The sequence below is a fragment of the Citricoccus zhacaiensis genome (assembly GCF_014645315.1).
Lineage (GTDB): Bacteria > Actinomycetota > Actinomycetes > Actinomycetales > Micrococcaceae > Citricoccus > Citricoccus zhacaiensis.
Genome location: NZ_BMLQ01000003.1, coordinates 342,097 through 355,082, shown reverse-complemented (window position 1 = coordinate 355,082; position 12,986 = coordinate 342,097). Strand labels below are relative to the sequence as shown.

Annotated in this window: 10 protein-coding genes; 8 read left to right on the top strand and 2 right to left on the bottom strand. The window is 71.4% G+C overall.

Annotated elements, in window-relative coordinates:
• The first annotated feature begins 71 nt into the window (after window positions 1-71).
• Both IEX49_RS07165 and IEX49_RS07160 read left to right on the top strand, forming a co-directional pair.
• Window positions 72-1,046 carry a LysR family transcriptional regulator gene (locus IEX49_RS07165; RefSeq protein WP_188805475.1) on the top strand — a complete coding sequence of 325 codons (975 nt, stop codon included), beginning with the start codon at window positions 72-74 and terminating at the stop codon, window positions 1,044-1,046.
• The gene (locus IEX49_RS07160) at window positions 1,043-1,501 is read left to right on the top strand and encodes a 23S rRNA (pseudouridine(1915)-N(3))-methyltransferase RlmH (RefSeq protein ID WP_188805474.1); all 459 of its coding nucleotides are present in this window, start codon (window positions 1,043-1,045) and stop codon (window positions 1,499-1,501) included. Before IEX49_RS07165 ends, IEX49_RS07160 begins: the two co-directional genes overlap by 4 nt.
• Before the next feature lie 18 nt (window positions 1,502-1,519).
• Here the strand turns inward: IEX49_RS07160 and IEX49_RS07155 are convergent, their stop codons facing one another.
• A complete protein-coding gene (locus IEX49_RS07155; RefSeq protein WP_188805473.1) occupies window positions 1,520-1,960 on the bottom strand; it encodes a hypothetical protein in 441 nt (146 codons plus the stop codon).
• An 85-nt stretch (window positions 1,961-2,045) separates the two neighbouring features.
• Here IEX49_RS07155 and IEX49_RS07150 point away from each other — a divergent pair, with 85 nt between their 5' ends.
• From IEX49_RS07150 to IEX49_RS07125, 6 genes are read left to right on the top strand one after another with little or no spacing between them, the layout of a single operon-like run.
• The gene (locus IEX49_RS07150) at window positions 2,046-7,016 is read left to right on the top strand and encodes an ATP-dependent helicase (protein ID WP_188805472.1); all 4,971 of its coding nucleotides are present in this window, start codon (window positions 2,046-2,048) and stop codon (window positions 7,014-7,016) included.
• A 3-nt stretch (window positions 7,017-7,019) separates the two neighbouring features.
• A complete protein-coding gene (locus tag IEX49_RS07145) occupies window positions 7,020-7,937 on the top strand; it encodes a DNA-formamidopyrimidine glycosylase family protein (RefSeq protein WP_188805471.1) in 918 nt (305 codons plus the stop codon).
• Between the two features lie 52 nt (window positions 7,938-7,989).
• Entirely contained in the window at window positions 7,990-9,180 is a 1,191-nt protein-coding gene (locus IEX49_RS07140) for a glucose-1-phosphate adenylyltransferase family protein (protein WP_188805470.1), read from the top strand.
• 54 nt (window positions 9,181-9,234) lie between these two features.
• Complete coding sequence (locus IEX49_RS07135; RefSeq protein ID WP_188805469.1) at window positions 9,235-10,254, top strand: pseudouridine synthase; 1,020 nt, start codon at window positions 9,235-9,237, stop codon at window positions 10,252-10,254.
• Entirely contained in the window at window positions 10,251-10,871 is a 621-nt protein-coding gene (locus tag IEX49_RS07130; protein ID WP_229672354.1) for a DedA family protein, read from the top strand. The genes IEX49_RS07135 and IEX49_RS07130 overlap by 4 nt, the downstream gene beginning before the upstream one ends.
• The gene (locus IEX49_RS07125) at window positions 10,868-12,637 is read left to right on the top strand and encodes a TspO-related membrane protein (RefSeq protein WP_188805468.1); all 1,770 of its coding nucleotides are present in this window, start codon (window positions 10,868-10,870) and stop codon (window positions 12,635-12,637) included. The genes IEX49_RS07130 and IEX49_RS07125 overlap by 4 nt, the downstream gene beginning before the upstream one ends.
• Here IEX49_RS07125 and IEX49_RS07120 read toward each other — a convergent pair.
• On the bottom strand, window positions 12,634-12,942 hold the full coding sequence (locus IEX49_RS07120) for a hypothetical protein (protein ID WP_188805467.1): 309 nt from the start codon (window positions 12,940-12,942) through the stop codon (window positions 12,634-12,636). The two genes, IEX49_RS07125 and IEX49_RS07120, sit on opposite strands and share 4 nt — an antisense overlap.
• Between the last annotated feature and the right edge of the window lie 44 nt (window positions 12,943-12,986).

Genomic DNA, 12,986 nt, shown 5'->3' with positions numbered 1-12,986 from the left:
CTACGTATAGTTCTGCGAGGTGAGCATAAGAATTGCTTATCCATAGATCTCGCAGATTGAGTCGCTGAGCCATGGACCTGAACCTCCTGCGGACCTTCGTGGCCGTGTACGAATCGCGGAGCCTCACCGGGGCCGCGGCCCGGCTCTACGTCACCCAGCCCGCCGTGAGCCAGGCGCTGACGCGCATGCGACGCCAATGGGATGATCCGCTGTTCCACCGGGTGGGCCGGACCATGGAGCCCACCGCGGCGGCCCAGTCGATCTACCCCTCGTTCCGCGACGCCCTGATGACCATCGATCGGGCCCTGGACGCGGTCCACTCCTTCGACCCGGCCACCTCGGACCGCCGCTTCACCGTGGCCATGTCCGAGTTGGGCGAGATCGGCTATTTCCCGGCGCTGTTCGCCGCCGTCCGCTCCGCTGCTCCGGGCATCGGCATCGATGTGGTCTCGCTGGACCTCGATCAGCTTCCCGACTGGCTGGCCCGGGGAACGGTGGACCTGGCCGTGACGTCCCTGCCGATCTCCGGGTCCTTCGAACACCAGGTGCTGAAGTCGGAGCGCTACGCCGTGCTCATGGGCCAGCACCATCCGTTGGCGGCAGACGGCACCGACGGGGTGGCTCCGGCCCTGACGATGGACGACTACCTCCGTGCCGATCATGCCGTGGTGGCCGGGGACTCCGGCCGGCCGGCCCTGGACGCGGCGCTCCGACGGCTCGGAGCACCGATTCATCCGGCGGTCTCCCTGCGTCATTTCGCCTCGCTGCCACCGTTGCTGTCCGCGCCGAACCCCCTGATCGCCACCGTCCCGGCATCGATCGCCCGCGGCTGGGCGGAGACCTGGCCCCTGGTCCTGCGAGACCTGCCCTTCGAGCTGCCGGGAGTCGAGATCTCGCTGCTGAAGCGGACCACCAGCCAGCACACTGCGGCCCTCGACTGGTTCCACGGCACCGTACTGCGGGCCCTGCGCGGAGACCCCGGCGAGTTCTCCTCCATCGGTGCACGGAATCCCCTCGGACCCGGTCCTGACAGGATGGTCCCATGAGCGTGAAGGTCCTGGCCGTCGGCAAGAAACACGAATCCTGGGTGTCCGAGGGGATCGACCGCTACGTCAAACGACTCAAGAAACCCTTCGATGTCACCTGGCAGCTGCTTCCCCACTCCTCCCGCGAGGGGGACGCGGCCCGCGAGGAGGAATCGACCCGCATCCTGGCCAAGGTCGGCGAGCGCGATCACCTGGTGCTGCTCGACGAACGCGGCACCAACTTCGACTCGCCCGGCTTGTCCCGTCACCTCCAGGGCCGGTTCGACGCCGGACAGACCGTCACCCTCGTCATCGGCGGCGCCTACGGTGTGGACGGCTCCGTGCATTCCCGTGCCAACACCGTCTGGTCACTGTCCCAGCTCGTCTTCCCGCACCAGCTCGTCCGCCTGGTCGTGGCCGAACAGCTCTACCGCGCCCAGGAGATCGCCGGCGGCCGGCCGTACCACCACGTGTAGGGCGGTGGTCTTGTCCACCTACGAGACCCGTTCGGAATCCCGCACCAGCAGGTTCTCGTGAACCTGGGTCCAGCCCTCGTCCGTCAGTTCCGAGGTGTCGGCACCATCACGGAACACGGCGGCCTCTCCCGTGCCGAAATCGAGGGTCAGGAGCGGGGAACCAGGCGGAGGACCGGCAGGAGACGGTCCACCACAGGCGATGGCGCCCGGCTCGCCAGCCACCAGGCACACTCCTCCGGCCATCTCAGGATCGGCGGGCATGGCCAGGTAGTAGGACACGCCCTCATTCTCGGCCACGAAGCGCACACTCTGCGGATCGATGCCCTCCCAAGCGGGAGCCTCCAGCTGCCCGGTCGCGGGCTCGTCGAGGAGTGCGATCCCGGTCCCTCCCTGGCTGCATCCGGTGACCACCAGCAGGGCCCCGAGGCCCAGTACCGTACCGATCCTGCGCTTCATCATGACTCCCGGCTCCTCAGCGGTCCCCTGTCCACCCACCTTAGGTGACAGGGCTAGGACGTCTGCGTCCCGGCGTAGCATGGCCGCGATGGCCCGAGACTCCCGACCCGTCGCCGCAGAACCTGCTGCGGACGAGGTGCTTGCCCGCTTCACCCCTGCCACCCGCGAGTGGTTCGAGGGGGCCTTCGCCGCGCCGACCACCGCGCAGCTCGGCGCCTGGGACGCCATCTCCTCCGGCCAGCATGTGCTGGTCGTCGCGCCCACCGGCTCGGGCAAGACGCTCTCGGCCTTCCTCTGGGCCCTCGACGGGTTCCTGCGTGCCCCCTCGGCCAAGAATCAGACCCGCGTCCTCTACATCTCCCCGCTCAAGGCCCTGGGCGTGGACGTCGAGCGCAACCTGCGGGCGCCTCTCATCGGCATCACCCAGACGGCCAAGCGCCTCGGCGAGGCCGCCCCGGACGTCCGCGTGGGCGTGCGGTCCGGGGATACCCCGGCCCGCGAGCGCCGGCAGCTGGCCAGCCATCCCCCGGACATCCTCATCACCACCCCGGAATCTCTCTACCTCATGCTGACCTCCCAGGCACGGTCCACCCTGGCGGGGGTTCAGACGGTGATCGTGGACGAGGTCCACGCCGTGGCCGGGACCAAACGCGGCGCCCACCTCGCGGTCTCCCTCGAACGGCTCGACGCCTTGCTGGCGAGGCCCGCCCAGCGGATCGGGCTCTCGGCCACGGTGGAGCCGAAGGAGGAGGTCGCCCGCTTCCTCGGCGGCGTCCAACCGGTGGGCATCGTGGCCCCGGCCTCCACTAAGTCCTGGGACGTGCACGTCACCGTCCCGGTGCCGGACATGACCGAACTTCCCTCGGCCCCCTCCGCCCACGACCTGGGACCCGGTTCCGGGCTGCAGACGAACGCCTCGATCTGGCCGCACGTGGAGGAGCGGATCGTCGACCTGATCGAGGCGAACCGCTCCACCATCGTCTTCGCCAACTCCCGCCGGCTCGCCGAGCGGCTCACCGGCCGCCTCAACGAGATCTGGGAGGAACGCCAGGTCGCGGAGCCACCCCCAGATTTGCCCCCGGTGCCCGACGCCGGCCGGTCCGGTCCTCCTGCCCAGCTGATGGGCGGCGCGGGCCAGTCCGCCGGCCATGCCTCGCAGGGAACCGGCACCGAGTTCGCCCGCGCGCACCACGGTTCGGTCTCCAAAGAACAGCGAGCCCTCATCGAGGACGCGCTCAAGTCCGGCCAGCTGCGCTGCGTGGTCGCGACCAGTTCGCTGGAGCTCGGCATCGACATGGGCGCGGTGGACCTCGTCATCCAGGTCGAGTCACCGCCCTCGGTGGCCTCCGGGCTGCAGCGCGTGGGCCGGGCCGGCCACCAGGTCGGTGAGACCTCCACCGGCTGGTTCTTCCCCAAGCACCGCGGGGACCTGGTGGACACCACCGTGGTGGTCGAGCGCATGCTCTCCGGCAGGATCGAGTCGATGTCCATCCCGGCCAACCCGCTGGACATCCTGGCCCAGCAGACCGTGGCCGCCTGTGCCCTGGACGAGCTCGACGTCGAGGCCTGGTTCGATCTGCTCCGCCGTTCCGCGCCCTTCGCGACCCTGCCGCATTCCGCCTACGAGTCGGTACTCGACCTGCTCTCCGGCCGCTACCCCTCGGACGAGTTCGCTGAGCTGCGCCCGCGCGTGGTCTGGGACCGGGAGGCCGGCACCCTGGCGGGACGCAACGGCTCACAGTGGCTGGCGGTCACCTCCGGCGGGACCATCCCGGACCGCGGCCTCTTCGGTGTCTTCCTCGCCGGCACCGAGGACGAGAAGACCGGCGACGCGAAGGTCACGTCAGGCACCGCGCGTACCGGCGGACGCCGGGTGGGCGAGCTCGACGAGGAGATGGTCTACGAATCCCGCGTGGGAGACGTGATCGTGCTCGGCGCCACGAGTTGGCAGATCCAGGACATCACCCACGACCGGGTCCTCGTGATCCCCGCCTTCGGGCAGCCAGGGCGTCTCCCGTTCTGGCGGGGCGATGCCGAGGGCCGTCCCGTCGAACTCGGCGAGGCGGTCGGGGCCTTCCGCCGCGAGGTGTCGGCCGGGCTGGGCGGGGACCAGGCCGGCGTCGGTAACCCGATGGCCGAGCGCCTGGCGGCGGCCGGACTGGACGAGTGGGCCCAGGACAACCTGAGCGCGTACCTGACCGAGCAGCGGGAGGCCACCGGGCAGCTGCCCACGGAGAAGACCCTCGTGGTGGAGCGGTTCCATGACGAGCTCGGAGACTGGCGCGTGGTGCTGCACTCGCCCTTCGGGATGCCGGTGCACGCGCCGTGGGCGCTGGCCGTCGGCGCCCGGCTGCATGCGCGGTACGGCATGGACGGCTCGGCGATGGCCGCCGACGACGGCATCGTCCTGCGGGTGCCGATGATGGAGGACGAGCCCCCCGGAGCGGACCTGTTCCTCTTCACGGCGGAGGAACTCGAGGAACTCGTCACCGCCGAGGTGGGCGGTTCGGCCCTGTTCGCCGCCCGGTTCCGGGAGAACGCCGCCCGGGCGCTGCTGCTCCCCCGCCGGGATCCCGGCAAACGCTCCCCGCTGTGGCAACAGCGCCAGCGCTCGGCCCAGTTGCTGGAGGTCGCGCGGAAGTACCCGCAGTTCCCGATCATCCTCGAGACGGTCCGCGAATGCCTCCAGGACGTCTACGACCTCCCGGCCCTCAAGGACCTCGCGACCCGGATCGAGGCGAAGTCGCTGCGGCTGGTGGAGACCACCACGCAGACCCCTTCACCCTTCGCCCAGTCGCTGCTGTTCGGCTACGTGGCCCAGTTCATCTACGAGGGCGACTCCCCACTGGCCGAACGCCGGGCTGCCGCCCTGTCCCTGGACCCCGGCCTGCTCAACGAGCTGCTGGGGCGCGCCGAGTTGCGTGACCTCCTGGATCCGGACGTCATGGCCACGGTGGAGGCGGACCTGCAACGGCTCTCCCCGGACCGCCGGGTCAAGGGCGCCGAGGGGCTCGCGGACCTCCTCCGGCTGCTCGGTCCCCTGACCGCCGAGGGTGCCGCAGCCCGTTTACGTCCCGCCGAGGAGACGCACGAGCACACAGAGGCGATCGGATTGCTGGACCAGCTCGTCACCGCGAACCGGGCCCTGCGGGTCAGGATCAACGGCGAGACCCGGTATGCCGCCGTGGAGGACGCGGCCCGGTTGCGCGATGCCCTCGGTGTCGCCCTGCCCATGGGCCTTCCCGTGGCCTTCATCGAGCCCGTCGAGGATCCGCTCGGTGACCTCGTCTCCCGCTATGCGCGGACCCACGGGCCCTTCACCGCCGCCGAGGCCGGGAGGGCGCTGGGGCTGGGCGCCGCCGTCGTGCTCCAGGTCCTGCAGCGGCTCTCCGCCGAGCACCGCGTGACCGAGGGGCAGTTCCGCCCCACGGCCGGCCACGGTGCTGACGGGGACGACTCCCGGCCCGCCGGCCCGCACGAGACCGAGTGGTGCGAGGTCGAGGTGTTGCGGCGCATCCGACGGCGGTCCCTGGCGGCGCTGCGGGCGGAGGTGGAACCGGTCGAGCAGTCCGCCTATGCCCGATTCCTCGCCGACTGGCAGCACCTGTCCCCGGCTTCCGGCGGCGGCTCCCCGGCCACGCTGTCCGGGATCGACGGGGTGGCCACCGTGCTCGACCAGCTCTCCGGCGTCCCCGTGCCCGCCAGCGGGTGGGAGAGCCACGTCCTGCCCTCCCGCGTCCGCGACTACACGCCGGCTCTCCTGGACGAGTTGCTGGCCAGTGGCGAGTTCCTCTGGTCCGGCACGGCCGCCGCCAGTGGCAATGACGGCTGGGTCGCCTTCCACAGTGCCGAGTCCGCGGACCTGTCCCTGGCCCGGACCGAGGGCGTCGAACTCGGTCCCGCACACCGGGCCCTGCTGGACGTGCTCGACGGCGGCGGCGCCTGGTTCTTCGGCCAGCTCGCCGAGCGGGCGCGCACCGTCCTCGCTGCCGCGGAGGTCACGGAGGTCACGCGCGACGAGCCGGCGCCGCGGGCCTCCTCCGGGGAGCTCCTCCGCGCCCTCTGGGACCTGGTCTGGGCCGGGCTCGTGGGCAACGACACCTTCGCCCCGATCCGCGGGCTGCTGGGTCAGGGCCGCACCGCGCACAAGTCCAGATCGCGGTCGCCGCGGGCGAGGCCGGCACGACCCGGCCGCGGCGCGAGACTGTCTCGGCTGAAGCGGCTGGAGGAGGCCTCCGGCAGTCTTGGCGCCGAAGCGGGACGGACGGATGCCCTGTTGCGTCCGGCCGGTGGCCTGCCCGCGGACCTGGGGCCGATGGACGTGGCCCGGGCCGCCGGCCGCTGGTCCCTGCTGCCCGAGCCCTCGGCTGATGCGACCGTCCGGGCGCACGCCACCGCCGAATACCTGCTGGACCGCTATGGCGTCATCACCCGCGGCTCCGTGATGGCAGAGGAGGTCACCGGCGGCTTCGCCACCCAGTACCGGCTGCTGAGCCGGATGGAGGAGGCCGGGCAGGTCCGCCGCGGCTACTACGTGGAGCACCTCGGCGCCGCCCAGTTCTCCACGGGGGCCACCGTGGACCGGCTGCGCGGGTTCGCCCAGCAGGACGTGCCGTCCCCCCAGCACGCCGGGGCACCGTCGCCCTGGCAGGATCACCGCGCAGAGCCCGCGCCGCACGCCATCGCGTTGGCGGCCACCGACCCCGCCAACCCCTACGGCGCGGCCCTGCCCTGGCCGGAACTTCCTGCCGGCCCGGACGGCGTGCGGCCGACCGGGCAACGGCCCGGGCGGAAGGCGGGCGCCGTCGTCGTCCTCGTAGCCGGTGAACTGGCCCTGTACGTCGAACGGGGCGGGCGCACCCTGCTGCTGTTCTCGGACGACCCCCCGGCCCTCGGCGCGATGGCCACGGCGTTGGCATGGGCCCTGCGGACCGCGCGGGTGGAGAAGATGTCCCTGGAGAAGGTCAACGGCCTAGCCATCACGGGCACCGCCCTGGCCACGGCACTGGCCGAGGCAGGGTTCTACTCGTCCCCGTCCGGGCTGAGGTTCAGGTCGTGAGCCATGCCCGAAGGTGACTCCCTCGTCCGACTGGCCGACCGGCTGCGGCCGGTGCTGGAAGGCCAGGAACTAGTCCGCACCGACTTCCGCGTCCCCCGGTTGGCCACCCTGGACCTTGCGGGGACGACGGTGCTTTCGGTCCGGCCCCGGGCCAAGTACCTCCTGCTCGAGGTCGACGCCGCCGAGGGACTGACCGTGCTCTCCCACCTCAAGATGGAGGGCCGCTGGGAGACATACACCCGGGTGGACGGCGCCGGATCCCCGGTCACGCCGCGCTGGCGGCATCCCGGCTGGCAGGCCCGGTGCGTGCTGGAGACGGCCCGTCACCAGGTGGTCGGGTTCCAACTGGGGCTGCTCGAAGTCCTGCCCACCGCTGAGGTCCCGGAGCGGCTGGGCTTCCTCGGTCCCGACCTGCTGGACCCGGAGTGGGAAGCTCCTGACCGCGCCGGCGAGCTGAGGGCGGAAGCGGTCCGGCGGCTGCTCGCGGACCCGGATCGGCCCATCGGACTGGCCCTGCTGGACCAACGGCTGCTCTCCGGCATCGGCAACATCTACCGCTGCGAGGCCCTCCTGCTGGCCAGGCTGGACCCGCACCGGCCGGTCTCCTCCGTCCCAGACCTGCCGGGCCTGGTGGACCTGGCCCGGGACCTGATGCGTGCCAACACGGCTCCGGCCCTGCCCGGCCGACCGGCACCCCGGCGCACCACCACGAGCGTGGTGCCCGACGACGGCGCCCCCTACGGCGTGCGCGTCACGCTCCCCACGGCCCGGCCGGAACGGCGGAGCACGCCGCCATACTGGGTCTACGGCCGCCAGCGGGAGAGCTGTCTGCGCTGCGGCGGGCCGGTGAGCATGGAGGCCTTCGGGGATACCTCCGGGGAGGCACGTACGCTGTACTGGTGTAGGCGTTGCCAGCAGTGACCCGCGCAGACGATCAGCTGCGGCCGGGGCGTCAGATCCCGAGGAGGCTCAGATGGCCGATCCGTTCCCGCAGGACCGTGCCCATTCCACCGTGGCCCTCGTCCTGGCCGGAGGCCAGGGCAGCCGGCTGTCCCCGCTGACCGATGCCCGATCCAAACCGGCCGTCCCGGTGGCCGGGCAGTACCGGCTCATCGACGTGGTCCTGTCCAACCTGGCCAACTCGGGTCTGAAGGACGTGTGGATCGTGGAGCAGTACCGGCCCTTCACCCTCAACCAGCACCTGGCCGGTGGCCGGCCGTGGGACCTGGACGGCACCCGTCATGGCCTGCGTCTGCTGCCCCCGGCCGAGGGGCGCACCGAGGAGGGCTTCGCCGCCGGCAACGGGCACGCCCTGCACCAGCAGGTGCCCCTGCTGGAGTCCTTCGGCGCGGACACCGTGGTGGTGCTCAGCGCCGACCACCTGTACCAGTTCGACCTGCGGCCGGCGCTGGAGCAGCACCGCGCCCGGGGATCCGAGCTGACCGTGGTGACCACGCAGACGGACGAGGACCCCTCCCGCTTCGGGGTGGTGCAGGTGGACGCGGACCACACGGTCACCCGTTACGACCACAAGCCCGAGGATCCGGAGGGCAGCGTGGTGGCCACGGAGATCTTCATCTACGACGTGGCCGCACTCGGGCAGGTGACCCGCCGGCTCACGGCGGAGCGCGGGGACGCGGACGGTGACTCCCTGGGCGACTACGGGGAGTCGATCGTCCCGGCCTTCGTGGGTCACCGGAGAACGCACGCCTACCGGCTGGACGGGTACTGGCGGGACGTCGGCACCGTGGAGGCCTACTTCAAGGCGCACATGGAACTGCTGGACGGCACCGGCCTGGACCTGGACCGGCCCGGCTGGCCCCTGATCACGAACCCGAAGCATGCCCCTCCGGCCTGGATCGACACCCGGGCCACGGTGTCCGCGTCCCTCGTGACGGCCGGCTGCCGGATCAGGGGCGAGGTCGAGCACAGCATCGTCGGTCCCGGCGTGGTGGTGGAAGCCGGCGCCCGGGTGTCCCGGTCGGTCCTGCTCGGCGACTGCGTGGTCCCGGCGGGGGCCGAGCTGGAGTCGGTCATCGCGGACGTCGGCGCGGAGATCCCCACCGGTCGCTCCGGCCGGACGAAGCCCGGGCCCGGCAACATCACCGTCCTCGTGCCGGAGAACCGCGGGCCCGCCAGCGCGGACGAGACCACCGGTGACTGACCGCGAGTGACGGCGGCGTAGAAGGCGGCGCTGCGGGTCTGGAAGACTGGGGCCGTGTCCCAGCAACCGCCCCTGCCCGTCCGTGACGGCGTGAACGCCACCCGCCTCACCGTCCCGGACAGCGGTTGGGACACCATCCTGGCCTACGTTTTGCACCGGTGGGGCCATGTGGACCCGGTGGGGATCGTCGAACGCTTCCGCACCGGCGAGGTCCGCGCCGCCGACGGCACCGCGGTCACCGAACACACCCCCCTGAGCGCCCACGACTTCGTCTGGTACTACCGCAGTGTTCCGCAGGAGGCGCCCATCCCCTTCCCCATCACGGTGCTCCATCAGGACGAGCACCTGGTGGTGGCGGACAAGCCGCATTTCCTGCCGACCACACCGGGGGGACGCTTCGTGCAGGAATCGGCACTGGTGCGGCTGCGCAACCAGCTCGGGCTGGACCATCTCGTGCCCATGCACCGCCTCGACCGGGCGACCGCCGGCGTGGTGATGTTCTCCACCAATCCGGACACCCGGGGCGCCTACCAGGTGCTCTTCGAACGGCGCCAGATCTGGAAGGTCTACGAGGCCGTCTCGGCGCTTCCCGACGGCGGCGCTGCCGGCCGGTTCCCGCTGACCTACCGCAACCGGATGGACAAGGTGAAGGGTGTGCTCACCGCCCGCACGCTGGACTACGGCCCCCGGGACTCGGGCCGCTGCCTGGGCCAGGCCACCCGACCGGGCCGGAAGACGAACCGGCCGACCGTGGGGGCCAATGCCCAGACCCGGATCGAGCTGATCGGTACCGGGGTCTCCGCGGGCACCTGGGCCGGGGCCGGCGTCGCCCACGTCCGCCTGCATCCGCGGACCGGACGCACCCATCAGCTGCGCGTGCACCTGGCCGCCCTCGGGCTGGGGATTCTCAACGACCCCTTCTATCCGGTCCTGCTGGACGCTGCCCCGGACGACTACGACCGGCCGTTGCAGCTGCTGGCCCACACGATCGGGTTCACGGATCCGCTGACCGGTGCCCCACGGCAGTTCAGCTCCCGGCTGGCGCTGGCCGAACGCCCGGAGCCGGGAGCGTGACGGACCTGCAGGCGGGCTTGGACACCGCCTGGGTCGAGTCGCTGGGCGGGTGGTTCCACCTCCTGACCGCGGTCCTGGTGGCCGTCGATGCGCCCGTGCCGCCCGTGCCGAGCGAACTGTTCGTCATCGGCTCGGGGGCCATGTCCCAGCTGGGCAGCGTGGCTCTGGTCCCCTCCGTGCTGGCAGCGTGGCTGGGGTGCTGGGCCGGGGACATCGGGCTGTACGCCCTGTTCCGGTTCCAGTTGACCGGGCTGCTCGACCGCGCCTCGTGGGGCCAGCGCATCCACCGGGGGATCCTGAGGCTGCTGGACAAGGCCGGCCCGGCGCCGGGGTATGCCTCCCTGTTCGTGTTGCGCTTCGTGTCGGGCGGCCGGACGGCGTCCATGGCCGCCGCCGGGATCGCCGGCATCCCCTGGGGCCCGTTCCTGGCCCTGTCAGGTATCGGTTCTGTTGTGTGGTCCGTCTACATGGTGGGTCTCGGCTGGTTCACCGGCAGCGCGACAGGCCTGCCGTTCTGGGCCAGCGCCGTGGTGGGCATGGGATTGGGTACCCTTGCAGGGTTGATCATTGCGGGGATCGTCGCCATCCGGCGGCGCTCGGGGAGAGGTGATGGGTGAACGCTGAGTCGTCGTCCTCTGCTGCGCTGGAACGGATGAAGGCCGCGGCGGAGAGGCCGTCCGGTCCGGCAGCCACCGGAGCGGGTGGCGGATCACGCTCCGATCGCGTCCCTGACAGTGCTGCTGAAAGCGCCACTGAGGCCAGCACGGAATCCTCTCGGAAGCCCGCCGCGGACCAGCCGCGCTTGCGGCACGCCAGCACCCACGAGACGCAGGGCCCCCTCGAGTCCTTCAACGACTGGCTCGATTCCCTCGGTGAACCCGACTGGGACAAGGTCTCCCAGTCCATCTACGAGTCGCCGACCACCATGAAGGCCGCCTACGAACGGCAGAAGGCCCACCGCGAGGCGGAACGTCAACGCCGCGCCGAGGAGAAGGCTGCCGCCGAACGGCAGGCGGAGATCGAGCGTCAGCGCGCCGCCGAGCAAGCCGAGGCAGACCGACTCGAGGCCGAACGGCTCGCCGCCGAGGAGGCCGAACTCGAGGCCAGACGCCAGGCCGAGGAGGAGGCACTCCTCGAGCAGGAACGGCTGCTGGAACTCCAGCGCGCCGAGGAAGAGGCCCTGCGCCGGGAGATGGAACGCCAGGAGCACGAGGAGTGGCTGGCCCGCCAGCGCGAACGCGAGACGTGGGCTCTCCAGGTCGCGGCCCGCGAGTCCGATGGGACCGACTGGGTGCCCCCGGCGGAACGGCGTGCCATGCTGGAAGAGCGCGGCGAGAACCTGACCGATGCCCAACTGCTGGAACGGGCCCGGGCCTCGTTGCCGGAATGGCGTCACCGCGACCGGATCGTGGAGAAGGCCCAGGCCATCGAGGCCTCCACGGTCCGGCGTACCCGGCCGGTCGCCACTGCCACGGGGCCAGAGCCGGCGCCGGCTCCTCACGGCTACATCCCGCCCTACAACCTGCCCTCCCGGGAACCGGACCCGGCACCGACCCCGCTGGACCTGCTCCGCCGGGTCACCGTGACCGTGGCCTACCTGGCCTTCGTGCTCGGCGGCGTCTACGGCCTGGGTTTCCTGGGCGAGGACGCCACCGGGCCGTGGCTGCACGAGCTGCATCAGGGACGGTTCGCCGGCGGCTTCTCCATGCTGTCCATGGCCTTCTGGCACCAGCTCATCTGGCCGGTGCTGTGGGTGGCCCTGGGCATCTACACGGTGCACCAGTGGTTGCCGAGCCAGGCGTCCGCGGACCGGCAACGCGCCACCGGCTGGCGCGTGGCAGTGGCCCTGGTGGGCACAGTGGCGTGGTTCGTCCTCGCCCGGACCGGGATCATGCTCGGAGTGGAGCTGTTCGTCTGGCTGGCCCTGGGCTATCTCCTGGTGGACAGCGTCCATCAGCTGAACCTCTACACCGCGCGGAATCGCGTGGAGCGGGCCATCACGGACGGCATGATCGGGCTGTTCACGGGATGGGCCCTGATCTTCGCCGCCACGAATGCGTCCGTCTGGCTGCAGTCCCTCGGAATCAACCTGCTCTGGATCCCCGGCCCGGTCTGGACCGTGCTCACCCTGGTGGTGGTGGTCTGGGGCACCGCCATGATGTCCATGACCGAGCGTGGCCGCATCAGCATCGCCCTGGGCCTCTCCTGGGGCCTGGCCTCGATCCTGGTGCCCCGGCTCGTGGGGTCCATGCCCTCCGTCTGGGTCGCGATCGTGGCCGCCATGGGCCTCTTCATGGTGCTGCTGGCCACCGAGAACCGCCGTTACCGGATCAACCATGCCGAGCACCGGGCCGCCCTGGGCCACGAGGTCGACGAGTTCTAGCCGACCGGCGACCACCGCCCGCGGTCCCGGCGGAGCACGTCCAGGCGACCGGTCGTGGCCACGTCCCGGACACCCTCGCGCATCCGGCCGGCCGCGGCGAGGGCGGCCCGGTTCTCCCAGTCCCAGGTGGAGTCGGGGACCGTGAACCGCAGGACGATGCGCGGCACGCGTGCCACGACCTCCAGGTCCTTGGCCTCCACGTTGTGGGTGGCGGCCAAGGCCGTCTCGGCGCGGTCCATCACCTCTTCGGGGGCATGGCCGGGCAACAGGTCACCGATCTGGAGTCGGGCGCGGAAGGACGGCATGGGGTCAGTCTAGGAATACTCCCGGACCACCCCGTGGTTGTGCC